This is a genomic window from Salipiger bermudensis (assembly GCF_019801965.1).
Taxonomy (GTDB): Bacteria; Pseudomonadota; Alphaproteobacteria; order Rhodobacterales; family Rhodobacteraceae; genus Salipiger; species Salipiger bermudensis_A.
The window spans coordinates 162590-188204 of sequence record NZ_JAHVIA010000005.1; the positions used below are offsets into that span (position 1 = coordinate 162590).

General features: G+C 68.2%; 20 protein-coding genes. 12 read left to right on the forward strand and 8 right to left on the reverse strand.

Annotated features, from left to right (window positions below):
- The first annotated feature begins 15 nt into the window (after positions 1 to 15).
- Positions 16 to 948: a lysophospholipid acyltransferase family protein gene (locus KUV62_RS12620; RefSeq protein ID WP_222604068.1), complete on the forward strand. Its 933-nt coding sequence runs from the start codon at positions 16 to 18 to the stop codon at positions 946 to 948.
- On the opposite strand, the gene KUV62_RS12625 is transcribed toward KUV62_RS12620, so the two are convergent.
- Positions 912 to 1610, reverse strand: a complete 699-nt coding sequence (locus tag KUV62_RS12625; RefSeq protein WP_222604069.1) for a DUF1223 domain-containing protein — start codon at positions 1608 to 1610, stop codon at positions 912 to 914. The two genes, KUV62_RS12620 and KUV62_RS12625, sit on opposite strands and share 37 nt — an antisense overlap.
- Before the next feature lie 232 nt (positions 1611 to 1842).
- On the opposite strand from KUV62_RS12625, the gene acnA reads away from it, so the two are divergent.
- Positions 1843 to 4614, forward strand: coding sequence for an aconitate hydratase AcnA (gene acnA / locus KUV62_RS12630; protein WP_222604070.1), 2772 nt, complete (start codon positions 1843 to 1845; stop codon positions 4612 to 4614).
- 285 nt (positions 4615 to 4899) lie between these two features.
- Here the strand turns inward: acnA and KUV62_RS12635 are convergent, their stop codons facing one another.
- The 4 genes from KUV62_RS12635 to KUV62_RS12650 all read right to left on the reverse strand — a co-directional run bounded on the left by KUV62_RS12635 (position 4900) and on the right by KUV62_RS12650 (position 12475).
- On the reverse strand, positions 4900 to 6576 hold the full coding sequence (locus KUV62_RS12635; RefSeq protein WP_222604071.1) for a hydantoinase B/oxoprolinase family protein: 1677 nt from the start codon (positions 6574 to 6576) through the stop codon (positions 4900 to 4902).
- A 235-nt stretch (positions 6577 to 6811) separates the two neighbouring features.
- The gene (locus KUV62_RS12640) at positions 6812 to 8872 is read right to left on the reverse strand and encodes a hydantoinase/oxoprolinase family protein (RefSeq protein ID WP_222604328.1); all 2061 of its coding nucleotides are present in this window, start codon (positions 8870 to 8872) and stop codon (positions 6812 to 6814) included.
- 47 nt (positions 8873 to 8919) lie between these two features.
- A complete protein-coding gene (locus KUV62_RS12645) occupies positions 8920 to 11637 on the reverse strand; it encodes a molybdopterin-dependent oxidoreductase (RefSeq protein WP_222604072.1) in 2718 nt (905 codons plus the stop codon).
- A complete protein-coding gene (locus tag KUV62_RS12650) occupies positions 11627 to 12475 on the reverse strand; it encodes an FAD binding domain-containing protein (protein WP_222604073.1) in 849 nt (282 codons plus the stop codon). The genes KUV62_RS12645 and KUV62_RS12650 overlap by 11 nt, the downstream gene beginning before the upstream one ends.
- 371 nt (positions 12476 to 12846) lie before the next feature.
- Between KUV62_RS12650 and KUV62_RS12655 the strand changes: the two genes are divergently transcribed.
- The 10 genes from KUV62_RS12655 (at position 12847) to KUV62_RS12700 (ending at position 22753) form a co-directional block, all read left to right on the forward strand.
- Positions 12847 to 14277, forward strand: coding sequence for a 6-hydroxynicotinate reductase (locus KUV62_RS12655; protein ID WP_261395654.1), 1431 nt, complete (start codon positions 12847 to 12849; stop codon positions 14275 to 14277).
- Entirely contained in the window at positions 14274 to 15137 is an 864-nt protein-coding gene (locus KUV62_RS12660; RefSeq protein WP_222604075.1) for a UPF0280 family protein, read from the forward strand. The genes KUV62_RS12655 and KUV62_RS12660 overlap by 4 nt, the downstream gene beginning before the upstream one ends.
- Positions 15130 to 15714 (forward strand): amino acid synthesis family protein, encoded by a 585-nt coding sequence (locus KUV62_RS12665; protein WP_222604076.1) that lies wholly within the window; start codon positions 15130 to 15132, stop codon positions 15712 to 15714. The genes KUV62_RS12660 and KUV62_RS12665 overlap by 8 nt, the downstream gene beginning before the upstream one ends.
- Entirely contained in the window at positions 15711 to 16289 is a 579-nt protein-coding gene (locus tag KUV62_RS12670) for an amino acid synthesis family protein (RefSeq protein ID WP_222604077.1), read from the forward strand. The genes KUV62_RS12665 and KUV62_RS12670 overlap by 4 nt, the downstream gene beginning before the upstream one ends.
- Positions 16290 to 16342: 53 nt before the next feature.
- The gene (locus KUV62_RS12675; protein WP_222604078.1) at positions 16343 to 17413 is read left to right on the forward strand and encodes an aromatic ring-hydroxylating dioxygenase subunit alpha; all 1071 of its coding nucleotides are present in this window, start codon (positions 16343 to 16345) and stop codon (positions 17411 to 17413) included.
- A 67-nt stretch (positions 17414 to 17480) separates the two neighbouring features.
- Positions 17481 to 18689 carry an ABC transporter substrate-binding protein gene (locus KUV62_RS12680; RefSeq protein WP_222604079.1) on the forward strand — a complete coding sequence of 403 codons (1209 nt, stop codon included), beginning with the start codon at positions 17481 to 17483 and terminating at the stop codon, positions 18687 to 18689.
- A 204-nt stretch (positions 18690 to 18893) separates the two neighbouring features.
- Positions 18894 to 20750 carry an ABC transporter permease gene (locus tag KUV62_RS12685; protein ID WP_222604080.1) on the forward strand — a complete coding sequence of 619 codons (1857 nt, stop codon included), beginning with the start codon at positions 18894 to 18896 and terminating at the stop codon, positions 20748 to 20750.
- On the forward strand, positions 20750 to 21520 hold the full coding sequence (locus KUV62_RS12690) for an ABC transporter ATP-binding protein (protein WP_222604081.1): 771 nt from the start codon (positions 20750 to 20752) through the stop codon (positions 21518 to 21520). The genes KUV62_RS12685 and KUV62_RS12690 overlap by 1 nt, the downstream gene beginning before the upstream one ends.
- Positions 21513 to 22214: an ABC transporter ATP-binding protein gene (locus KUV62_RS12695; protein WP_222604082.1), complete on the forward strand. Its 702-nt coding sequence runs from the start codon at positions 21513 to 21515 to the stop codon at positions 22212 to 22214. Before KUV62_RS12690 ends, KUV62_RS12695 begins: the two co-directional genes overlap by 8 nt.
- An 86-nt stretch (positions 22215 to 22300) precedes the next feature.
- On the forward strand, positions 22301 to 22753 hold the full coding sequence (locus KUV62_RS12700) for a MarR family winged helix-turn-helix transcriptional regulator (protein WP_222604083.1): 453 nt from the start codon (positions 22301 to 22303) through the stop codon (positions 22751 to 22753).
- Positions 22754 to 22796: 43 nt separating this feature from the next.
- Here the strand turns inward: KUV62_RS12700 and KUV62_RS12705 are convergent, their stop codons facing one another.
- From KUV62_RS12705 to KUV62_RS12715, 3 genes are all read right to left on the reverse strand, one after another.
- A complete protein-coding gene (locus KUV62_RS12705; protein ID WP_222604084.1) occupies positions 22797 to 23564 on the reverse strand; it encodes a DeoR/GlpR family DNA-binding transcription regulator in 768 nt (255 codons plus the stop codon).
- A 309-nt stretch (positions 23565 to 23873) separates the two neighbouring features.
- Positions 23874 to 24707, reverse strand: coding sequence for a metal ABC transporter permease (locus KUV62_RS12710; protein ID WP_222604085.1), 834 nt, complete (start codon positions 24705 to 24707; stop codon positions 23874 to 23876).
- A complete protein-coding gene (locus tag KUV62_RS12715) occupies positions 24704 to 25579 on the reverse strand; it encodes a metal ABC transporter permease (protein ID WP_222604086.1) in 876 nt (291 codons plus the stop codon). Before KUV62_RS12715 ends, KUV62_RS12710 begins: the two co-directional genes overlap by 4 nt.
- Positions 25580 to 25615: the final 36 nt, after the last annotated feature.

The following is a 25615-nucleotide window of genomic DNA, read 5'->3' on the forward strand; positions in this document are numbered from 1 at the left end:
CACGGGAGCGAGCGCTTGGGCAAGAGCGAAGACAAACCACGCGGCGGATGGGCCGACTGGATGGCCGACCGCGCGCTGCGCGGGCTGATCGCGATGGCGCTCGCCCTGCCGCTGCGCACCCGGCTCCGGGTCATGGGCTGGGCCGTGCGTCGGGTCATCGCTCCGCTCGCCGGCTATCGGGCCCGCGTGCTCGACAACCTCGCCCATGTCTGGCCCGACCTGCCAGAGCCCGAGCGCCAGCGCATTGCCGACGAGGTGACGGAAAATGCCGGTCGCACGATGATCGAGAATTACGACGTCGCCGGCCTGCTCGAGCGCATGACGGACGCAAAGGTCTCCGGCGAAGGTCTGCCCGAGATCGAGCGCGCCCGGGCCGAGGGCCGCCCGGTGCTCTTCGTCACCGGCCATTACGGCAATTTCGAAGCCCCGCGCGCGGCGCTGGTGGCGCGCGGCTGGCGCATCGGCGGGCTCTACCGCCCGATGGCCAACCCGTTCTTCAACGAGCACTATGCCGCCAACATGCACGCGCTCTCGGACCCGGTCTTCGAGCAGGGACGGCGCGGCACCATGGGGCTGCTGAAACATATCCGCGACGGCGGCATGGGCGTGCTGCTCTTCGATGTCTATAGCAGCGACGGCACACCGATCGATTTCCTCGGCCAGCCCGCCCCCACCCTGACCTCGAGCGCCGAGATCGCGGTCAAGACCGGGGCGCTCTTCGTGCCCTTCTTCGGCATCCGCCAGCCCGACGGCATCTCCTTCGAGGCGGTGTTCGAGGCGCCGATCCCGCATGGCGAGCCGGTCGAGATGATGCGCGCGGCGACACGCCGGCTCGAGGCGCGCATCGAGGCGGATCCCGGTCAGTGGTTCTGGATTCACCGTCGCTGGAAACCGCGGCGGCAGGCCAAGCGTCAGCGCAAGCGCGCCGCCGCGACGATGGGGCCGTAATCCTTCTCCTGAAGCATCACGACCACCGGATCGCTGCCCTCTACGGGCACCTTCATCTCGAGCGCGGCATCGCCGTTCCAGACGCCCAGCACCTGCCAGCCATGGGCGACATGGGTGTAGGTGATCGCGCGCCCGGCATTCTCGCCATCAAGGATGTCGACCCGCTCGCGCGGCGTATAGCGCACAAGATGCACCGTGGTCTCGGGAAGCGCTGCCAGCGGCTCGGCAGTGATTGTCAGATCATCGCCCTCTCGGCTCAGAACCAACCGAGCCAATGCCGGCTTCTCGCTGGCATGGCGGATCGCGTCGACCACCTTCATCGGGCGGGAGCCCACCACGTCATAGCTGCCGCCGATCATCATCTGCGGCGTGTAGATCGAGCGCCGGCCGGCGGCCCGGGCATAGCCTTTCTGACGCTTGGTGAAGGCCGGGTCGGCGAAATCGTCCTTCCAGCCGATGTAATCCCAGTAATCCACGTGCAGCGCCAGCGGGATGACATTGTCCTGCTCGCCAAGCTCGGCCAGCACGGCATCCGCCGCCGGGCACGAGGCACAGCCCTGCGAGGTGAACAGCTCGACCACCACGGGATGCTCTTCGGCCACTGCAGCGCTTGCCGAAACGGCGAGGCAGGCGGCGGCAATCCATTGGCTGAGTCGATGCATCAAAAGTCTTTTCCCTGGTTTTCCCCTCGAATGGGGTATCCAAAGGTGGTTGAAATAACCAATCAAGGTTTTGCGAGAGCGGGTGAAGCCCGCGCAGCCGTGGCGAATGCGACATAATCTTGTATTCCACGGTATACAATTTGGCCAAACGGACTTGAACGCTACCTGTCCTGCGCCAGATATATTGGAAAGCGAAGAGTTTTTCTCCAGCCTTCATGCAAGGGAGCCAGATATGCCTATCACAGTCGGAACCGACACCTCCAAGACCCGCAAGACGCTCGAGGTGAACGGCAAGAGCTATGCCTATTATTCCATCCCCGCGGCGGAGGCGGCCGGGCTCGGTGAGTTTTCGAAGCTCCCGGCGGCGCTGAAGGTGGTGCTCGAGAACATGCTCCGCTTCGAGGACGGCAAGACTGTCTCGGTGGATGACATCAAGGCCTTCTCCGACTGGGCCAAGAACGGCGGCAAGGGCAATCGCGAGCTGGCCTACCGCCCGGCCCGCGTCCTGATGCAGGATTTCACCGGCGTTCCGGCGGTGGTCGACCTCGCCGCGATGCGCGACGGCATCAAGGCGCTTGGCGGCGACGCCCAGAAGATCAACCCGCTGAACCCGGTCGACCTTGTCATCGACCACTCGGTGATGATCGACGAGTTCGGCAACCCGCGCGCCTTCCAGATGAACGTGGACCGTGAATACGAGCGCAACATCGAGCGCTACGAGTTTCTCAAGTGGGGCCAGTCGGCCTTCAACAATTTCCGCGTCGTGCCCCCGGGCACCGGCATCTGCCACCAGGTGAACCTCGAATATCTCGCCCAGACGGTCTGGACCGACGAGGACCAGGACGGCCAGGAGGTCGCCTATCCCGACACGCTGGTCGGCACCGACAGCCACACCACCATGGTCAACGGCGCCGCCGTTCTGGGCTGGGGCGTGGGCGGCATCGAGGCCGAGGCCGCGATGCTCGGCCAGCCGATCTCGATGCTGATCCCCGAGGTGGTGGGCTTCAAGCTCACCGGCGAGATGATGGAAGGCACCACCGGCACCGACCTCGTGCTCAAGGTCGTCGAGATGCTGCGCGAGAAGGGCGTGGTCGGCAAGTTCGTCGAGTTCTACGGCTCCGGCCTCGACAACCTGCCGCTGGCGCAGCGCGCCACCATCGCCAACATGGCCCCCGAATACGGCGCCACCTGCGGCTTCTTCCCGATCGACGCCGAGACCATCCGCTACCTCGAGCAGACCGGCCGCGAGAAGGACCGGATTGCGCTGGTCGAGGCCTATGCCAAGGAGAACGGCTTCTGGCGCACCCCGGATTATGATCCGGTCTACACCGACACGCTCGAGCTCGACATGGGCACCATCGTGCCGGCGATCTCCGGTCCCAAGCGCCCGCAGGACTACATCGCGCTCGACGGCGCGGCCCCGGCCTTTGCCAAGTTCGTCGAGGGCCAGCGCTCCGGCAAGGACGCCACCGACAAGGAAGAGGTCCGCTGGGAAGGCGAAGGCGGCGCCCCCGAGCCCGCCGACATCCCCGGCGACGAGGGCCACCACAAGAAGGGCTGGTACAAGACCGATGACGGCGCCTACCAGCTCCATGACGGCTCCATCGTGATCGCCTCGATCACGTCGTGCACCAACACCTCGAACCCCTACGTGATGATCGGCGCCGGCCTCGTCGCCCGCAAGGCGCGCGAGCTCGGGCTGAACCGCAAGCCGTGGGTCAAGACCTCGCTGGCGCCGGGCTCTCAGGTCGTCTCGGATTATCTCGAGGCCGCCGGCCTGCAGGAGGATCTCGACGCGGTGGGCTTCAACCTCGTGGGCTATGGCTGCACCACCTGCATCGGCAACTCCGGCCCGCTCGATGCGCCGATCTCGAAGGCGATCAACGATTACGACCTGATCGCCACCTCGGTGCTGTCGGGCAACCGCAACTTCGAGGGCCGGATCTCGCCAGACGTGCGCGCCAACTACCTCGCCTCGCCGCCGCTCGTCGTGGCCTATGCGCTGGTCGGCGACATGAACGTCAACATCGCCACCGATCCGATCGGCACCGACAAGGACGGCAACGATGTCTATCTTAAGGACATCTGGCCGTCGAACGCCGAGATCGCCGAACTGGTCGAGAAGACCGTGACGCGCGAGTCGTTCCAGTCGAAATATGCCGACGTGTTCAAGGGCGACGAGAAGTGGCAGGCCGTCGAGGTGAACGGCGGCGAGACCTATGACTGGCCGGCAAGCTCGACCTACGTGCAGAACCCGCCCTATTTCCAGGGCATGTCGAAGGAGCCCGGTGAGATCACCAATATCGAGGGCGCCAAGGTGCTGGCGCTTCTGGGCGACATGATCACCACCGACCATATCTCGCCCGCCGGCTCGTTCAAGGAAAGCACCCCCGCCGGTCAGTACCTGATCGAGCGCCAGGTCCCGGTGCGCGAGTTCAACTCCTACGGCTCGCGGCGTGGCAACCACGAGGTGATGATGCGCGGCACCTTCGCCAACATCCGCATCAAGAACGAGATGCTCGACGGCGTCGAGGGCGGCTACACCAAGGGCCCGGACGGCGAACAGACCTCGATCTACGAGGCCTCGATGGCCTACCAGGAGCAAGGCACCCCGCTGGTGATCTTCGGCGGCGAACAGTATGGCGCGGGCTCCTCGCGCGACTGGGCGGCCAAGGGCACGGCGCTGCTTGGGGTGAAGGCGGTGATCGCTGAGAGCTTCGAACGCATCCACCGCTCGAACCTCGTTGGCATGGGGGTGATCCCCTTCGAGTTCACCGGCGGCGACACCCGCAAGACGCTGGGCCTCACCGGCGAGGAGACGGTCTCGATCACCGGGCTCGACAGTGTCACCCCGCTGGCCGAGGTGCCCTGCTCGATCACCTATGCGGATGGCTCTACCAAGGAGATCACCCTCAAGTGCCGCATCGATACGGCGATCGAGAAGGAATATGTCGAGCATGGCGGCGTGCTGCACTACGTGCTGCGCGATCTCGCCGCCGCTTGATTTCGGATTAGGCCACCCGTGCTCCGGTGCGAGTGGCCCGATCCCGAAAGACAGAAAGCCCGCCGGTCTCGCCGGCGGGCTTTCTCATTGGGTCGTGCGATGAATGTCAGCCGCGCAAGCGCCGGACCGTGGTTTGGCGCGCCTTGTATCGAACCTCTCGATTTATCTTGGCCACGTCCGAAGGACCTCGACACGTCGCGCCAACGTCACAAGAGCGCCAGACCGCGGGGACGGTCCGGCGCTTGCGCGGCGGCCTTCGGCCTTGATTCCGCGCGAGGGAAGCGATCACCCGAAGAGCAGCTTCGCCTCCTCCGCCGTATACCGCCCAAGCCGCACGTCCTCTTCCACCAACGCCCGGTCCCGCATCGCGGGATCTCCGTAGCCGCCGCCACCCGGCGTCTTGACCCGCACCCGGTCTCCCGCGACCAGCGAGATGTCCTGCGCCTTCGACAGGTGCTCCGGCGTGAAGCTCTCGCCGCCGCGCGTCACCGCCACCTCGTTCACCGCGCCATCACCGCCGCCGAGCGCCCCCTGCGGGCCGAAGCGGCCGTGATCCATGACGAAGCTCGCCCGTGCCTGGCCCTTCAGGATCTCGACCTCGTAGTCGAGCCCGAAGCCGCCGCGTTGCGCCCCCGCCCCGCCCGAGCCCTCGCGCAGGGCGTAGCGGTGGTAGAGCACCGGGAATTGCTGCTCCATGATCTCGACCGGAGGCGCCTTCGAGATGCCGATGGTCGAGCAGCCGTTGGAGATGCCGTCGCCCCCCGCGTAGCCGCCGTAGCCGCCGCCCGAGATCTGGTACATGACGTAGCTCTGGCCGGTTTCCGGCACCTCGCCGCCGAGCGCGAAATTGCCCGAAGAGCCCGCAGGTGCCGCGCTGACCTTGCCCGGCAGCGCCTCGACCAGCGCCGCGAACACCGCCTCGGCGATACGCTGGCTGACCTCTGCCGCGCAGCCCGAAACGGGGCGCGGGTATTGCGCGTCGAGGAAGGTGCCCTCCGGGCGTTTGACGGTGAGCGGCTCGAAGGCGCCGGCGCTGATCGGCACGTCGGGAAAGATGTGCCGCATGGCGAGATAGACCGAGCTCAGCGTGGTGGCGATGACCGAGTTCATCGGCCCCTGGCAGGGCGGGCTGGAGCCGGCGAAATCGAAGGTCAGGCCTTCGCCGTCGGCGGTCACCGCGAGCTTGATCTCGAGCGGCTCGTTCACCACGCCGTCGCTGTCGATATAGGCGGTGGAGCGATAGGTGCCCGGCGGGATCTGGGCGATCTGCGCCCGCATCTGCTCGGCGGCGCGGCTGCGCAGCTCGCCGATGGCCTCGCGCACGGTGTCGTCGCCGTAGCGGTCGAGCAGCCGGGTGAGCCGCGCCTCGCCGACGTAGAGCGCCGCGGCCTGCGCCTTGACGTCGCCGATGCGCTGGTCGGCGACGCGGATGTTGGAGCAGATGATGGCGTAGATCTCAGGGTCGAGTTCGCCGTTCTTGAACAGGCGCACGGGCGGCAGCCGCAGCCCCTCCTGCTCGACCGCCGTGGCTGAGGCCGAGAACCCGCCGGGCACCGCGCCGCCGGTATCGGGCCAGTGGCCGGTATTGGAGAGCCAGCAGAAGATCTCGCCGTTGCGCCAGACCGGCATGGCGAAGCGCACGTCCATCAGGTGGGTGCCACCGAGATAGGGATCGTTCACGATGTAGATGTCGCCGGGCTTGGGCGCCACGACCTTGCCCTCCGCGATCATCCTGATCAGCGTCGCGGTGGAATACTGCATCACGCCCACGAAGACCGGCAGCCCCTGCGAGCCTTGCGCGATGAGGCTGCCATCCTCGGCGGAATAGATACCGTCGGAGCGATCGTTGGCCTCGGCGATGACCGGCGAGAAGGCGGCGCGGGAGAAGGAGAGATCCATCTCGTCACAGACCTGCTGCAGCCCGGACTGGATGACGGTGAGGGTGATGGGATCGAGCGTCATGTCAGACCTCCGAAGACAGCAAGGGCGGAGAGGGCGGATGCCTCCGGCGGGAGTATTTTTGACGAAGAGAAGACAGGGGCGCCGCTCCCGGCTTCTTTACGTTGCAAATACTCCACGGAGGGTGGATGGGCGTCCCGGAAAGCGTCCGGGGGATAGTTTCGCCCAGACGCGGGCGGAGCCCAGGGTGCGGGGTGTGCCCCCCCCACTCCGGCGCCGGAGCGCGTGATGCCGCACGTCATGCGCGCGGCCCCACGGTCACGATGAGATTGCCGTCGGCATCCTGCGTGGCCACATCGCCGGGCTCGAGCACCAGGGTGCAGTCCATCTGCTCGACGATGGCGGGACCGGAGAGCGTTGCGTCCGCCGGCAGGTGATCGCGCCAGTAGATCGGGGTGTCGATCCAGGCGTCGAAGAAGACCGGGCGGGTGCCGGTGCGAGCCTCCTCCAGCGTGGCCTTGCGGCCCGCCGGGTCGATCAGCGCCGAGAGGTCGATCTCGGGGCGGCGGCCGATGACGGAGGTGTTGACGTTGACCAGCGCTGGGCGGATTTCCGGCAGCTTGACCTGGAAGCGCTTGAAATAGGCCTCCTCGAACAGCGCCTGCAATTCTTCGCGCGTGGGCGTCGCGGAGGGCAGCGGCACGCGCAGCAGGTGGGTCTGGCCGATGAAGCGCATCTCCACCGAGAAGGAGATCTTCTCCTCCGCGATCTCCACCCGCTCGCGGCCGATGGCGGCGCGGCCCTCCTCGACCTGGCGGTCGAAGAGCGCGTGGACCTCGTCCATGTCGCAGGCATCCAAGGGCTGGTTCACCGTGGCGACGTAATCGTGGCGCAGGTCGGCCACCACGCAGCCCAGCGCGTTGGTGATGCCGGGCCGCGCCGGCACCAGCACCCGCGGTACGCCGAGCTCGCGAGCGATGGCACAGGCGTGCAGCGGCCCGGCCCCGCCGAAGGCGAAGAGGGCGAAATCACGCGGATCCTCGCCGAGCGAGATCGACACCATGCGCACCGCGTCGGCCATCTTGGCCGTGGCGATGCGCAGCACCGCCGCTGCCGACTCGGTGGCGTCCAGCCCCAGCGCGTCGCCGAGGCGCGACTGGAAGGCGGCGCGGATGGTCTCGAGCGAGACATCGCCGGAGATCGTGTTGAGCTTGCCCGGGTCCATCCGGCCCAGCGCCATGTTGGCATCCGAGATGGTGGGCTCGAGGCCCCCCTTGCCATAGCAGATCGGCCCCGGCACCGAGCCGGCGCTCTCGGGGCCCACCTGCAGCAGCCCCGCCGCGTCGACCCGCGCGATCGAGCCGCCGCCCGCTCCCACGGTGCGCACGTCGACCATCGGCACGTGGATCGGCATGGCATACTCGATCTCGATCTCGTGCGAGACCGCCGGATCGGCGCCGCGGATCATCGCCACATCCGTCGAGGTGCCGCCCATGTCATAGGTCAGAAGGTCGGGGATGCCGGCGCGGCGCCCGGTATAGGCGGCGGCCATGACGCCGGAGGCCGGGCCCGACATCACCGTCTTGGCGGCCTCCTCGGCGACCACCCGGGCCGAGACCATGCCGCCATTGCCGTTCATCACCAGCAGATCGCGATCGTAGCCGCGCTCCGACAGCCGGTCGGCCAGCCGTTCGACATAGCGCCGCAGCAGCGGCTGCACCGAGGCGTTGACCGCCGCGGTCACGCCGCGCTCGAACTCGCGGCTCTCCGAGATCAGCGCGTGGCCCAGCGTGATGTTGCCATTGGGCCAGACCTCGCGGGCGATCTCGCCGGCGCGGATCTCGTGGGCCGGGTTGGCATAGGCGTGCAGGAAATGGATCACCAGCGCCTCGCAGCCCTTCTCGAGAAGCTCTTGAAGCGCGGCGCGCAGAGCGCCTTCGTCGAGGGGGGCGTATTCCGAGCCGTCCGCCAGCATGCGCTCGGGGATCTCGAGGCGCAGGTCGCGCGGGATGATCGGGCGGAACTGGCCGGTCATGCCGTAGGCATGCGGGCGGGTGCGGCGGCCGAGCTCGAGCACGTCTCGGAAGCCCAGCGTGGTGACGAGCCCGGTCTTGCAGAGCTGACGCTCGAGCACTGCGTTGGTGGTGGTGGTGGTGCCGTGCACGATGAGATCGAGCGCCGCGGCATCGACCTCCGCCGCATCGAGCGCCGCCAGCACCCCCTTCGACTGGTTGTCGAGCGTGGTCGGCACCTTGGCGAGCTTCACGGCTTTCGCCTTGCTGTCGTAAAACACCAGGTCGGTGAAGGTGCCGCCCACGTCGATCCCGGCGAAGCTGCCGGTGAGGGTCTTGTCGGTCATCTCGGGGGCCTTTCCTGCGGCGGCTGCCGGGGTCTTGTGGTCGAGCATCACGCGCCCGTCCCGGCGGCGAGGATCGCCGCGCGCACCGTGTCGGGCGTGGCGGGGAGGTGGTGGACGCGGGCGCCGGTGGCATGCGCGATGGCGTTGAGCACCGCCGGCGCGGTGGGGATCAGGCAGTGCTCGCCCAGCCCCTTGGCGCCGTAGGGGCCGTGGGCGTCGCCGCTCTCGATGATCAGGCTCTCGATCGGGGGCACGTCGCCGATGGTGGGGATGAGGTAATCGTGCAGGTTCTCGGTGCGGCCGGGCAGGAACTCCTCCATCAGCGCAAGCCCGATGCCCTGCGCCACGCCGCCCTCGATCTGGCCCTCGACCAGCAGCGGGTTGATGGCGCGGCCGACATCATGGGCGGCGACGAAGCGCAGCAGCTGGACGGTGCCGAGCGCGGTGTCGACCTCAAGCTCGCAGAGCTGGGCGGCCGTTCCGAAGACGGCGTAGGGATCGCCCTGCCCGTTCTCATCCAGCGGCGAGGTCGGCGGGTCGTAGCTCTCGACCGCCTCGATGGCGTAGCCCACGTCGGGCTCGAGCTCGACACGCACCTGCGTCCCTGCATCCGAGAGCGTGATGCCGCCTTCCTCGAGCGTGATGGTCGCCGCCTCGGAGACGTTGCCGAGCCGCAGGATCTGCGCTCGCAGCGCCGCGCCGCAGAGCCGGGCCGCATTGCCCGAGATATAGGTCTGGCGGCTGGCCGAGGTCTTGCCGGCATCGGGGGTGATGTCGGTATCGGGGCCGAGGATGGTGATCTGACCGACCGGCACGCCGAGCGCCTCGGCGAAGATCTGGGTGATGACGGTGTTGGCGCCCTGCCCGATATCCACCGCGCCCTGATGCAGGCACAGCTCTCCCTCGGGCGTGATGCCGGCGCGGATCGTCGAGGGGTTCGACATTGAGGTGTTGCCGCAGCCATACCAGCCCGCCGCGATGCCGACGCCGCGTTTCTTCGTCTGGCTCGTGGCGTTGAAGGCCTCGGCCTCGGCCAGCGCGGTGTCCCAGTGGGGCTTCAGCGCGTCGAAGCAGGCGTCGATGCCCATGCCGGTCTCGAAGACCTGCCCGGTCACGGTCGGATCGCCATTGCAGAGGCAATTCAGGCGCCGGAAGGCGAGACGGTCCATGCCGAGCTTCTCGGCCAGCAGGTCGTAGAGCTGCTCCTGCGCCACCGCCGATTGCGGCACGCCGAAGCCGCGGAAGGCGCCGGCGGGGGCGGTGTTGGTGTGGATGCCGGCGCTTCTCGCCTCGTAATTCGGGGTCTTGTAGGGGCCGGAGGCGTGGATCGGCACGCGGTTGGCCACCGTGGGCCCCCAGCTGGCATAGGCGCCGGTGTTGAAAGTGCCGTCGAAGCGCACCGCGGTGACGCGCCCCTCGGCATCGGTGCCGATCTCCATGCGCACCTCGGAGGGGTGCCGTTTGGTCGAGGTCGTGATGGATTCGGCGCGGGTATAGGCGATGCGGACCGGGCGCTTGAGAACCCACGCCGCCAGCGCCACGTAGGGCTGCGCGGTGAGGTCGAGCTTGGAGCCGAAGCCGCCGCCGGTCGCGGTGGGCAGGATGCGCACCTGTTCCGGCGCCAGCCCCATGATGCCGGCGATGCCGTCGCGGTTCATGAACGGCGCCTGCGTGCAGCACTGGATCTCGATGCGGTCGCCGACGCGCCGGGCCGAGGCGGCCTCGGGCTCGATATAGCCATGCTCGATGAAGCCGGTGGAGAACGCCCCCGAGACCACATGCGCGGCCTTGCTCATCGCCTCGGCCGCATCGCCGCGCGCCACGTAGCCGCGGCACATGACGTTGTCGGCGCGGTCCTCATGCAGCAGCGCCGCCTTGTCGGCGCCCTCCGGGGTCAGAACAGACGCCAGCTCTTCCCACGCGACGGGAAACGGCTCCATCCCCGCCAGCGCCTCGGGCAGGCCCACCACGGCGGCCACCGCCTCGCCCTTGAAGCGGGTTTCACCTTCGGCAAAGACCGGCTGGTCCTCGAATCCGGGGATCACGCCGAAACGGTTCTCGCCGGGGATATCGGCGGCGGTGAGGACCAGGGCGAGGCCGTTCTCCTCCCGGAAGGTCTCGAGATCGCCAAAGCGGAACCCCGCGCGGTGGAACGGCGAGCGGATCACCTGCACGGTGAGCGCATCCGCCGGCGCCACGTCATCGCCGAAGCGCTCGGTGCCGTTGACCTTCGGCCAGCCGTCGAGCCTTGCGATGGGCGCACCGACGCCGCCTTCCGCAAGCGGCTGGGCGGTGGAGGCGTCGAGCACCGCGGCGATGATCTTGCGATAGCCGGTGCAGCGGCAGAGCACGCCGCCCAGCGCGTCCGACACGCTCTCTTCGGTGAGCTGTTCGCCCGAGCGCAGCAGCGCCACCGCCGAGACCATCATGCCCGGCGTGCAGATGCCGCATTGCGCCGCCTGATGGCGCTGGAAGCTCTGCGCCAGCCGCTCGGCATCGCGGTCGCCTGAGACGAGCCCCGCCTGCGTCTCGATCTCGCAGCCCTGCGCCTGCCCGGCGGCGATCATGCAGGCGCAGACCGGCGCGCCGTCGAGCAGCACGGTGCAGGCGCCGCAATCGCCGGCATTGCAGCCGACCTTGACGTCGCGCGCGCCTGCCACCTCGCGCAGCACCTCGGAAAGGCGCGCGGTCGCGTCGGCGGGCACAGTGATCTCGGAGCCGTTGAGGGTGAAGCCGATATGGCCCTGCGGCGCATCAAGCGACATGGGTCACCTCCTTCTTGGGCGTGGCCGCCTCGGCGATGGCGCGGGCGACCAGCGTGGCCACCGCCTCGCGGCGGTAGGTTGCGCGGGCGCGCACATCGTCGATGGGGCTGAGTTCGGGGAAATCATAGCTGAGTACGTTCTGCTCGGCGGCCTCGAGGGTCGCCCCCGCAAGCGCGGCCTCCAGCGCGGTGAGCCGCCGCGCTACCGGGGAGCAGGCCCCGACGGCGACGCGGGCACTCTTGATCCGGTCGCCCTCCATCTCGACCACGGCGGCGACCATGGCGATGGAGATCACCAGATAGCGCCGCGCGCCGAGCTTGAGAAAGGCACCACGGCCCGGAGCCTCGGGGATGAAGAGCGCCGAGAGGATCTCGCCTTGCTTCAGCGCCGTCGCGCGCGGGCCGGTGATGAACTCGCCCAGAGCCATCCGGCGGGTGCCGCCCTGCCCCGCAAGCTCGACCTGCGCCTCGAGCGCCAGCAGCGCCGGCACGCCATCCGCCGCCGGAGAGGCGTTGCAGAGATTGCCCGCCACGGTACCGGCATTCTGGATCTGCACCGAGCCGACCTCGCGCGCCGCGGCCTTCAGCCCGTCGAAGAGCGGCGGCAGCTCGGCCTTCACGACCTGCGTCCAGGTCGTTGCGCCGCCGATGCGCCAGCCGCCCTCGACCGCGGTGATGCCGCGCAGCCCGGCGATTCGGGTCAGGTCGACCATCTCCGGCGGCGGCGCGCCATCCCGCAGCGCCGGGTAGAGATCGGTGCCGCCACCTAGGGCGACCGCCCGTCCGCCCTGCAGAAGCTCGAGCGCGGCGTCGAGCGATTCGGGGCGATGCAGTGGCATTGGGCTTTCTCCTTGCTGGTCGCTGGGTTGGTCGGTCTGCGCCGCCTTCTCCGCCGCACTTCATTCGTATGCGAACGATTTGAGAGCGAGCGTAGGGGCGGTTTCGGAAGTCTGTCAATCGCCATCATCGCGCCGGTTGCCCGCATCTGGCAGAATGCTGAAAAACGCGACACAGGTCCATCTCGGCCTGCGCTGCCACACCAAGCCGCTTGACAGACCGGCCGGGGCCATGCGTTCGTATACAAACGAATTACCCCCGACAGACGCCACCAGGCCAGCCAAGGAGCCCGCACGTGACGGTTGAGACGCCCCCGGTAAAACGCGGCAGCGCGGACAAGCCCGAGAAGATTCGCTGCGATGCCTGCCCGGTGATGTGCTACATCGCCGAGGGCCGCGCCGGGGCCTGCGACCGCTACGCCAACGAGGGCGGCGAGCTGGTGCGGCTCGACCCGCTGACCATCCTGGAAAACCGCGAGGACGTGGCGCTGGTGCCCTTCCTAGAGCGCGAGTGGGATGGCGACATCGTCTCGGGCGACGAGGCCTTCCTGACCGCCGTCGGCTCCGGCACCACCTATCCCGATTACAAACCCGCGCCGTTCATCGTCGCCTCCAAGGCCGCCGATGCCGACATGATCACCGTGGTGACCGAGGGGATCTTTTCCTATTGCGGCGCCAAGGTGAAGATCGACACCGACCGCCACCTTGGCTCCGAATGCGCCTGGGTGCGCGCCGAGGGTGAGATCATCGGCCACGTGACGACCTCGGAATACGGCTCGCAGATGCTCTCGCTCGGCGGCGTGAACCACCTCACCGGCGGCTCGAAAAAGGAGGGCCGCGCCACCTGCTCCGCCCTGCTGGCGCTCTGCAATGGCGAAAGCGTGCAGCTCTCGATCGACGATGGCGCCGAGCTCGAGATCACCGCCGGCCAGGCCCCGGTGGTCAACGGTCAGGCCGAGGAGCGCATGCGCGTCGGCTGCGGCTCGGCCACGGTCGGCATGTTCGCGGCGCAGTGGAAGGGGCTGGTCGACGAGGTGGTGGTGGTCGACGACCACATCACCGGCGTCATGTCGGAGCACCAGGCCGGCAAGGTCATCGGCTGGAAGCCCACCGGCATCAAGATCAAGGGCCGCCGCTCGACCCCGGGGCGCTATTTCCAGGTCGCCGAGCCGGGCACCGGCTGGGGCGGCACCGATCTCAGCGATCCGCTGGCGATCCTTGACAAATGGAAGCCCGAGGCCTGGTCAGGCCTCTCGATCCTCATGGTCTCGACCACCGGAGAACACGCCGCCTATTACGAGCTCAACGACGATCTCGTGCCGGTGCAGAAGGAGATGCCGGAGCGCCTGCTGCCCTCCGTCCAGCGCATCGAGGAAAACTGCGAGCCCTCGATGGCCTCGGTGCTTTTCATGGCCGGTGCCGGCGGCTCGCTGCGCTCGGGCGTGACCGAGAACCCGGTCTCGCTGACCCGCTCGGTGCAATCGCGGCTGACCCGCGTGACCTGCGGCGGCGCGCCGGTCATGATGTGGCCGGGTGGCGGCATCACCTTCATGTCGGACGTGACGCAGATGCCGAAGAACGCCTTCGGCTACGTGCCGACCCCCGCGCTGGTCGCACCCATCGAGTTCACCATGTCGCGCGCCGATTACCAGGCGCTTGGCGGCCACATGGACTACGTCATGCCGCTCGAGGATGCGCTCAAGGGCATCCACCCGCGCCAGAGCGATCACCGCCTGTCGGGTCAGCGCTCCGAGGGCCGCAAGAGCGGCGCACCCTGGCCGGTCGGCAAGGAGCCCTTGAAATGAGTTTTCGCGAGGGACCCGGCATGCAGATGGCCCGCGACGGGCGGATGCGGCTGACCCACGGCCCTATCGACCTGATCGTGACCGCGAAGGGCCCAGCCGAGGCGCGGGAGGCCGCGCTGCGCCGCGCCCACGACGCCTTCGCGCCGGTGCTCTCCACGCTCTGCGAAGAGCTGCCCCGCCTGCGCGCCGCGCAGGGCGCCCTACCCGCCGGTCCGGTGGCGCGGCGCATGGTGGCCGCCAGCGCACCGTTCGCGGAGAACTTCGTCACGCCGATGGCGGCGGTGGCGGGCGCGGTCGCCGATCACGTGCTGGCCGCGATGCTGACGCCGGGCCACGGGCTCGACAGTGCCCATGTGAACAACGGTGGCGATATCGCGCTCTGGACACGGCAGACCCCGCTGCGGCTGGCGATCTGCGAAGACCCGATCATCCGCGCCCCCGGCGGTCGCGCCATCATCGGCCCCGCCGACGACATCGGCGGCGTCGCCACCAGCGGCTGGCGCGGGCGCTCGCAGTCGCTTGGCATCGCCGACGCGGTCACCGTGCTGGCCCGCGACGCGGCATCCGCCGATGTCGCCGCCACGCTCATCGCCAATGCCGTCGACCTGCCCGGCCACCCCGCCATCTCGCGCGCGCCTGCCCAGGATCTCGCCCCCGACAGCGATCTCGGCCCGCGCCTCGTCACCACCGATGTCGGCCCGCTCACGCCCCAGGACGCCCGCCAAGCGCTGGACGCCGGGCACGCGCTGGCCCAAGACTACATCCGCCGCGGCCTGATCCGCGCCGCCTGCCTCGCGCTGGCCGGCGAGCGCACGGCCCTCGGCGATGCCATTTCCCAGGAGGAGCCTGAATATGCCTGAGGTGAAGGTCCGCAAGACGCTGGTCCAGGTCGAAACCATCTTCCACGAGGGCGGCCCCGCCCCCGAGGCGCCGCAGAAGCGCGCCGCCGCCATCGCGGTGATCGAGAACCCCTATGCCGGCGGCTATGTCGAAGACATCCTGCCCTTCATGAAGGATCTCGAGCCGCTCGGCGCCGAGATGGCCAAGATGTGCATCGACGCGCTCGGCGGTGACGCGAGCGCGGTGGAAGGCTACGGCAAGGGCGCCATCGTCGGCGTCAACGGCGAGATCGAGCACGGCGCGCTCTGGCACGTGCCCGGCGGCTACGCCATGCGCGACGCCATCGAGAAGAGCATGGCCATCGTGCCCTCGACCAAGAAGGTCGGCGCGGCAGGCACCCGGCTCGACGTGCCGGTGACCCACACCAATGCCTCCTACGTCCGCACCCACTATGACGCCGTCGAAGTGGGCGTGCCTGACGCGCCGCGGCCCAACGAGATCGCGCTGGTGCTGGTGATGACCACCGCGGGCCGCATCCACGCCCGCATCGGCGGCCTCACCAAGGATCAGGTCAAGGGCGAGGACGGTCTCCGTTGAAGCTGCGCAAGATCATCACGCTGGTCGAGGAGACCCGCTCCGAGATGGGCCAGGCGGTCGCGCCGCCTGCCCGCCGGGCGCTCGCCGCCGCGGTGATCGAGAACCCCTTCGCTGGGGCCTATGCCGAGGATCTCTCCGAGCTGATCGAGACCGGCGCGGAGCTGGGCACACTCCTGGGCGAAGAGGCGCTCTCCGCGCTCGGCTGCGCCGCGGGCGAGATCGAGGGCTATGGCAAGGCCGCGCTGGTGGGCGAGCTCGGTGAGCTCGAACACGCCGCCGCGCTGCTGCACCCGAAGCTCGGCGCGCCTTTGCGCGCGGTGATCGGCGGCGGCAAGGCGCTGGTGCCGTCCTCCAAGGCCATCGGCCGCGCCGGCGAGATCCTCGACGTGCCGCTCGGCCACAAGGATGCCGCCTATGTGCGCAGCCATTTCGACGCCATGCGCCTGCGGCTGCCCGACGCCCCGCGCCCGCGCGAGATCGTGGTGGCGGTGGCGCTGCAACAGACCGGACGACCGCTGCCGCGCGTCGGCGGGTTGAGACACGACGAGATCGAGGGCGGCGACGGGCTGCGCTGAACGAAACCGAGAATTCGCTGACGAACCAAGCGAGGCTGCAAGGGAGAACGACGATGACGAATTTCGTGAAGAACGCCTGGTATGTCGCTGGCTGGTCGACGGAAATCGACGACGCGCTTCGCCGCTTCACGATCCTCGGCGAGCACGTGGTGATGTTTCGCAAATCCGACGGCACCGTCGCCGCGCTCGAGGATCGCTGCCCGCACCGCCTGCTGCCGCTCTCCAAGGGCAAGCGCATCGGTGACACGGTGCAATGCGGCTACCACGGCCTGACCTTCGACTGCTCCGGCGCCTGCGTGCGCGTCCCCGGCCAGACCAACCTGCCGAAATCGGCCTATGTCGAGGCCTACCCCATCGCCGAGAAGCATGGCATCGTCTGGATCTGGATGGGCGACGCCGAGAAGGCCGACGAGAGCAAGGTCTTCGACATGCCCGAGTTCTCCGACCCGGCCTGGGCCGCCCATCACGGCGACGCGCTGCACCTCAAGTCGAACTATCTTAACGTGGCCGAAAACCTCGTCGACCCGGCGCATGTGAGCTTCGTGCACCCGACCACGCTGGGCAATGCGGCCTCCGAGAACGTGCCGGTGCATGTCCAGACCGAGGGCGAGGCCATCGTCGCCTGGCGCTGGATCCGCGATGCCGAGCCGATCGGCTTCTTCAAGGCCTTCGGCGGCTTCACCGGCAATGTCGACCGCTGGCATTACTACTATCTCTACACGCCGTGCACCGCCGTCATCGATTTCGGCTCCATCGAGACCGAGAAGAAATGCGCCGAGGAAGACCGTGGCCAGGGCGTGCGCATTTTCGCACTGCACTTCATGACCCCGGTCACCGAGACCTACACGATCGACCGCTGGATGCACCTGCGCAACACCGCCACCGACGATCCTGAGGCGGCCGAGCGCATGGACGCGATGTTCCGCAAGGCCTTCGACGAGGACAAGGAAATCCTCGAGGCGGTGCAGGAAGAGGAGATGCGCCCGCAGAAGCGCCGCCCGATCCGCATCGCCATCGACAAGGGCCCCCTTGTCTATCGCAAGCGCATCAACGAACTTCTGGAACTGGAACGCACGGAAGACCTTGCCGCCGATCCCTCACCGGCGTTTGTTTACCACGATTAACCGGCGTAAGACCGGGATACCAAAAGTTGCCGCTAGGGCAACACCACCAACAGGAGAGTATATCCCCATGAACTTTCTGAGACGCACCGTGCTCGCCACGGCCGCCGCCATGGCCCTGGCGCCCGCCGCGGGCTTCGCGCAAGAGACCATCAAGGTCGGCGAGATCAACCACTACAAGCGCATGGCCGCCTTCGCCGAGCCCTACAAGATGGGCATCGAGCTGGCGCTGTCGGAGATCAACGAAGACGGCGGCGTGCTGGGCAAGGATCTCGAGTTCATCTTCCGCGATGACCAGGGCGACCCGGCCGAGGCGGTGAAGATCGCCGAGGAGCTGATGACCCGCGACGGCGCGGTGATGCTGACCGGCACGATCCTCAGCCACGTGGGCCTGGCGCTGTCGAGCTTCGCCGCCGAGAAGGGCTACCTCTACCTCGCCGCCGAACCGCTGGCCGACAGCCTGGTGTGGAAGTCGGGCAACCCCTACACCTTCCGCCTGCGCGCCTCGACCTGGGTCCAGGCCGCGATGCTGGCCGAGGAGGCCGCCAAGACCGACGCGATCAAATATGCCACCATCGCGCCCAACTACGCCTACGGGCAGGACGCGGTCGAGGCCTTCAAGGAAAACCTCAAGCGCCTGAAGCCCGAGGTCGAGTTCGTCGCCGAGCAATGGCCGGCGCTGTTCAAGATCGACGCCGGCGCCGAGGTGCAGGCCATCGAGCGCGCCAAGCCCGACGCGATCTATAACGTCACCTTCGGCACCGACCTTGCCAAGCTGGTGCGGGAAGGCGGCGACCGTGGCCTGTTCGACGGCCGCAACGTTTACGGCCTGCTGACCGGCGAGCCGGAATATCTCGAGCCGCTCGGCGACGAGGCTCCCGAGGGCTGGTTCGTCACCGGCTTCCCCTGGTACGCGCTCGAAGATGGCACCCCGGGCAAGACCTTCGTCGACGCCTATACCGAGGCCACCGGCGAGACCCCGAAGATCGGCAGCCTCGTGGGCTACATGACCGCGCAGTCGATCGCCGCCGCCATCGAGGCCGCCGGCGCCACCGACACCGAGGCGCTGGTCGCAGCCTTCGAGGGGCTCACCATCGAAGACACCCCCATCGGCGCGCTGACCTACCGCGAGATCGACAACCAGTCGACGCTCGGCGCCTGGGTCGGCACCACGGCGCTCGAGGATGGCAAGGGCGTGATGGTGGACTGGGAATACAAGGACCCGGCCCCCTACATGCCCTCGGACGAAGAGATCACCGCCATGCGTCCGGCCGAGTGACCGGGCCGGGGGCGCCCGCCTCGCCGCGCGCCCCCTGCTTCTTTACGTCGACAAATACTCCGGGGTGAATTGGCCCTACGGGCCAAGAGGGGCAGCGCCCCTCCCCCCTGCCTCATCCGCACCCGACCGCGGGGCAGCGCACGGCTTCCATGCGCCCGCCACGAACGGCCCCCGCACGCCTGACAGGAAAGCACCACCCGGACCATGGCCTTCTTCCTCGCCCAGTTCCTGACGGGTCTCGCCAACGCGGCGGCCCTGTTCCTCGTCGCCTCCGGGCTGTCGCTGATCTTCGGCGTCACCCGGATCGTCAACTTCGCGCATGGCTCGTTCTACATGCTCGGCGCCTTCATCGGCATCTACCTGATGGAGATCCTGCCCGGCGCGGTGGGCTTCTGGGGCGCCATCCTGCTCACCGGCATCGCCGTCGGGCTGATCGGCGCCATCGTCGAGATGGTGGTGCTGCGGCCGATCTACAGGGCGCCGGAGCTGTTCCAGCTCGTCGCCACCTTCGGCGTGATCCTCGTGATCCAGGACCTGGCGCTGATGATCTGGGGCGCCGAAGACCGGCTCGGACCGCGCGCCCCCGGCCTGCGCGGCGTCTGGCGGATCTTCGGCGAGCCGGTGCCGAAATACGACATCATCCTGATCGCCATCACCCCCTTCATCCTCTTCGCGCTCTGGTATCTCATCACCAAGACCCGGCTCGGCGTGCTGGTCCGCGCCGCCACGCAGGACCGCGAGATGGTCGGCGCGCTCGGCGTCAACCAGGCCTGGCTCTTCACCGGCGTCTTCGCGCTCGGCTCGGCGCTGGCCGGCTGGGGCGGCGCGCTGCAGCTGCCCAAGGGCGGCGCCGACCTCCTGATGGATTTCAACATCATCGGCGCGGTCTTCGTGGTGGTGGTGATCGGCGGCATGGGCTCGCTGCCCGGCGCCTTCATTGCCTCGGTGCTGATCTCGGTGCTCAACGTCTTCGGCGTCACCTACCTGCCGCAATCGACTCTGGTGCTGATGTTCGTGGTCATGGCCGTGGTGCTGATCATCCGCCCCTACGGCCTTCTGGGCCGCGAAGAAGTCGCCGGCGAGCACGGACAGGTCGGCGCACCGGAGACGCCCATCCGCCCCTATGGCCCCGTGGGTCAGGCGCTGGTCGCGGCGCTGCTGCTGGGCCTCGCGCTGCTGCCGCTCTTCGTCGACCAGTTCATGCTGATCCTGACCATCGACATGGTGATCTTCGCGCTCTTCGCCGCCTCGCTGCATTTCATCCTCGGCTCCGGCGGGCTGGTGAGCTTTGGCCACGCCGCCTTCTTCGGCGGCGGTGCCTATGCCGCGGCGCTGCTGGTGTTCCATACCGACACCCCGATGGAGCTGGCGTTCCTCTTCGCGCCGCTCGCGGCGGGCCTCTTGGCGCTCGGCATCGGCTGGTTCTGCATCCGCCTCACCGGGGTCTATTTCGCCATGCTGACGCTGGCCTTCAGCCAGCTGGTCTGGAGCCTCGCCTTCCAGTGGCGCGCCGTGACCCGCGGCGATGACGGCCTCGTCAATATCTGGCCCTCCGACTGGCTCTCGGGCACCGAGACCTATTACTACTTCGCCCTGATCCTCGGCGTCGGCGGCATTCTGTTCCTGCGCCATGTCATCCATTCCCCCTTCGGCTACGCCCTGCGCGCCGGACGCGACAGCGCACGGCAAGCCGAGGCCACCGGCATCGACGTCAAGCGCGTGCAATTCGCGGCCTTCGCACTCGCCGGCGCCATGGCCGGTCTCGCGGGCGGCATCTTCGTCTTCGCCAAGGGCTCGGTCTTCCCCACCGAGCTCGAGATCGCCAAGAGTTTCGACGCGCTGATCGTGGTTTTCCTCGGCGGCGTGAAGACGCTTGCCGGCGGCGTTGTCGGCGCGGGCTTCATGACCGTGGTCGAAGACTGGCTCACCCGCCTCGAATACTGGCGCCTGCTGCTGGGTCTGGTGATCATCGCCGTGGTGATCGTGATGCCGGAAGGCATCGTCGGCACCCTGCGCACCCTCTGGCGCCGCATCCGCCACACCGATGAGGAGACGGTCTGATGTCCGAGATCCTGCGAGTCGAAAACCTGAAGAAAAGCTATGACGGCTTTCTCGCGGTCAACGGCGTGTCCTTCAGCGTCGCCAAGGGCGAGCTGAAGGCGCTGATCGGCCCCAACGGCGCCGGCAAGTCGACCTGCTTCAACATGCTGATGGGGCAGCTCAAGCCGACCGAGGGCGACGTGTTCTTCGAGGGCGAGAAGATCACCGGCCACAAACCGCGCGACATCTGGCGCCGCGGCGTCGGCCGGACCTTCCAGATCACCGGCACCTACCAGTCGATGACGGTGATCGAGAACGTGCAGATGGCGCTGATGAGCCACCATCGCAAGATCTTCTCGATCGGGCCGCGGGCGTGGAAGCTCTACCGCGAGGAGGCCTTCGAGTTCCTCGAGACCGTGTCGATGCAGGATCAGGCCGACCGGCCCTGCTCGATCCTCGCCTATGGCGATCTCAAGCGGCTCGAGCTGGCCATCGCGCTCTGCCACCGCCCGCGCCTTCTCTTGATGGACGAGCCCACCGCCGGCATGGCCCCCACCGCCCGCGTCGAGCTGATGCAGCTGGTGGCCGATATCGTCCGCGATCAGGGCGTCTCGGTGCTGTTCACCGAGCACGACATGGACGTGGTCTTTGCCCATTCCCACCACATCATGGTGCTGAACCGCGGCGAGCTGATCGCCGATGGCGACGCCACCGCGGTGCGCAACAACCCGCAGGTCCAGGAGGTCTATCTGGGCGGCGGGACGCTCTTCAAGGAGGAGTCCCATGCTTAGCGTCGAGCGCATCCACAGCTATTACGGCAAGGCCCATATCCTCAACGACCTCAGCTTTGAGGTCCGGCGCGGCGAGGTGGTGGCGCTTCTGGGCCGCAACGGCGCCGGCAAGTCCACTACGATGAAATCGGTGATGCAGCTGGTGCGCCCGAAGCAGGGACATGTTGTGTTCCAGGGCGAGAACCTCGTCGGCGCCCCCGCCTTCCGGGTCGCCAAGGACGGCATCGGCTACGTGCCCGAGGATCGGCGCATCTTCACCGACCTGACGGTGCTCGAGAACCTCGAGGTCGGGCGCCAGCCCAGGCGCCACGACGCGCCGCACTGGACCATCGAACAGCTCTTCGAGATCTTCCCCAACCTCGAAGAGCGCCGCGCCAACCGCGGCAAGCACATGTCGGGCGGAGAGCAGCAGATGCTGACCATCGCGCGCACGCTGATGGGCAATCCCTCGCTGCTCTTGCTCGATGAGCCCTCCGAGGGCATCGCCCCGGTGATCGTCGAGCAGATGGCGGCGACGATCCTCAAGCTCAAGGCCGAGGGGCTGACGGTGATGATCTCTGAGCAGAACCTGCACTTCGCCCGCGCGGTGGCCGACCGGGCCATCATCATCGAGGGCGGCGAGAAGAAGTTTGACGGCAGTTTCAAGGAGTTGGAAGCCCATCCCGAGATCCGCGACGCCTATCTTTCCGTCTGAGCCACAAGCGCCTATACTGCACTGCAGCATTGGCAGAAGGGCGCGTGTTTCGTAAGGTTGGGGCGCCCGACAGGAGGTCCGAGTTCTTGCAAGACACGCCCAAAGCCCGCACCAGCGCCGAACATGGCTACGTGCTCGACGAACAGATCGGCTTCCTGCTCCGCAAGGCCTATCAGCGCAACTCCACCATCTTCGCCGAGAGCGTGCCCGGCAAGCTGACGCCGACGCAGTTCTCGGTGATGCACCGGTTGGCCGAGGACGGTCCGACCTCGCAGAACCTGCTGGGGCGCTCGGTGGCGATGGACGGCGCGACGACCAAGGGCGTGGTCGACCGGCTGATCGCGCGTGGCCTGCTCCAGACCGCGCCCGACCCGGTGGACCGCCGCCGCCATCTCGTCTCGCTGACCGCCGATGGCGTGGCGCTGATCGACGAGGCGGTGGATGCCGCCATCGCGGTGAGCGCCGAGACGCTGGCGCCGCTGCGCGAGCGCGAGAAGGAGACGCTGCTGCGGCTGCTGAAGAAGCTCGGCGGGGAGTGACGGGCGAACCTGCGCGCCGGGCCCCGGCCCCGGAAAGCGCCGCTCAGACCTTTGCCAGCTTGACCTCGACCTCGCCCGCCACCAGCGCCCGGCGCAGCGGCCCTTGCGGGCGGGCATCGCTCACCAGCACGTCGATCTCGCCCCAGTCGGCGTAGCGCGCGGTGGCCATGCGGTCGAATTTCGAGTGATCCGCCACCACCATGTGCCGCGCGCTCTGGCGCAGCATCGTGGCGTAGACGTCCGCCGCGTCGATCAGCGCATCCGACGGCCCGAGGGGCGACATGGCGCTGGCCCCGGTCACCGACCAGTCGGCGCTGTAATCCGACAGGAAGCGCACCGCCTGCGCGCCGTGCATCGCGCCCTCGCCCGCATGGTAGATACCGGGCGCCATCACCACCTGGATCGTCGGGTTGAGGCTCAGCGCCGAGGCCACGCTGACGCTGTGCGCGATCACCGTGATGCCGTGCATCTCAATGGCGATGAACTTGGCGAGCTGGGTCGTGGTTGCCCCCGAGCCCAGCATGATCACCCGCGCCTCGGCGAGGTAGGACAGCGCCGCCTGCGCGATCGCGCCGCGCTCCTCCACCAGCTCGAGATGGCGCTCCGACAGCGCCGGCTCCACCGGCTGGCGCAGCATCGCGCCGCCATAGGTGCGCGCGATCATGCCCTGTGCGGCGAGCTCCTCGAGATCGCGGCGAATGGTTTCGGTGGTGACGTCGAGGGTCTCGGCCAGCCGCCCCACCCGCATCGTCGGCGAGATCGCCAACTGATCGAGGATCGCCCTCTGGCGCGTATCCTTCTTGCGAGACATGCGGTTCTGGCCTTGTGTGGCGCCGCACCGCGCGGCGCCGATTGGTGCCGCAATCCAAGCAGAGCGGCGCGCGTCATTCAACCCTGACCGGCGCGGCACCCGGTCGCGCCGGGCCATGCATCTTTGGCAGCCCCCCCCTGTCTGTGGGTCCCGGATCCCTGTCGTTGGTCGCGCGCCTCAGTGCCATACCCGCACCCGTGCGTCGCAGATCCCGGTCCCGGATCAGCGCCCCGGAGCCCGACCCTCCCTCGCGCGTCCCGGATCGCCGAGCTTGGTCGTGCTCCTCAGCCCCTGCCCCGCTCTGCCCGCTCAGCCGCCGGCCCGCGAGGCCCGGCGGGTCAGCAGGCTGCGGCGCAGGAAGGCCACCACGAAGAGCGTCGTGAGGATCAGGATGATGGTCGGCGCCGGAGCGCTGTCGAGGAAGAAGCTGGCATAGGTGCCCGCCAGCATCGACAGCAGGCAGGCGAGGCTCGCCACCAGCATCATCGTCGGGAAGCGCCGACTGACGAGGAAGCCGATGGCCCCCGGCGCGATCAGCAACCCCACCGCGAGGATCAGCCCGGTGGCGGTCAGCGTGGCCACGATGGTCAGCGACAGCGCGGTCAGCAGCCCGTAATGCAGCCAACCCACGCGCAGCCCCGAGGCCCGCGCCTGCGCCGGATCGAAGGCGTGCAGAACGAGGTCCTTCCAGCTCAGCAGCAGCCCCAGCGTGACCAGCAGCGAGATGCTGCCGGCGGTCCAGAGATCGGCCGGGCCCACGCCCAGCATGTTGCCGAAGAGGATGTGATCGAGATGCACGTCGGTCGAGACCTGCGTGTAGAGAACGATGCCCAGCCCGAACATGCCCGAGAACACCACGCCCATCACCGTGTCCTGCTTGACCCGGCTGTTCTGGGCCAGAAAGCCAGTCGCGGTGGCGGTCAGCATCCCCGCCCCAAAGGCCCCGACGATGAGCGGCAACCCGGCGATATAGGCCAGCACCACCCCGGGCAGGATGGCGTGGCTGATGGCGTCGCCCATCAACGCCCAGCCCTTGAGCACGAGAAAGCACGACAGCAGCGCCGTGGGGATCGCGACGAGGACGCAGATCAGGAAGGCGTTCTGCATGAAGGGGAACTGGAAGGGCAGCAGCAGCTCGCTCATGCCGCGCCCTCCCCGACCCCGTCCTCGCGCAGGGCCAGCCGCGCCTTGCGGCGGGCGGCGAGCAGGCCGTGCTTGGGGGCGAAGACGAAGGCCGCGAGGAAGATCAGCGTCTGCAGCACCACGATGACGCCGCCGGTCGCACCGTCGAGGAAATAGCTCAGGTAGGCTCCGATGAAGCTGGTGAGCGCGCCGATGCTGACCGAGAGCAGGATGAGCCGCGGGAAGCGGTCACAGAGCAGATAGGCGGTCGCCCCCGGCGTCACCACCATGGCGATGACGAGGAAGGCCCCCACGGTCTGCATCGCCGCCACCACCGAGGCCGAGAGCAGGGTGAAGAACACCGCCTTCAGGAGCCCCGGCCGCAGGCCGATGCTCTGGGCGTGGTTCTCGTCGAAGAACACGACCATCAGGTCCTTCCACTTTGCCAGCAGCACAGCGAGCGAGATCGCCCCGATCAGCACCAGCTGCAGCGTATCGCCCGGCGTGATGGCGAGGATGTTGCCCATGGTGATGGTCTGGATCGAGACAGCCACCGGGTTGACCGAGACCATGAATAGCCCGAGCCCGAAGAAGCTCGTGAAGATCAGCCCTATCACCACGTCGATCTTCAGCCCCGAGCGCCCCGATAGGAACAACATCGCCCCGGCCGCGAGCCCGCCGGAGAGGAAGGCGCCCAGCGCGAAGGGCAGCCCCAGCATGTAGGCGCCCGCAACGCCGGGCACGACGGCATGCGAGAGCGCGTCGCCGATCAGCGACCAACCCTTGAGCATCAGGTAGGAGGAGAGGAAGGCGCAGACCCCGCCGACCAGCGCCGAGACCCACATGGCGTTGGTCATGTAGCCATAGGCGAAGGGCTCGAGAAGCACGCTCATCGCAGCCCCTCCCTGCGCGTGCGCGTCAGCTCGGCC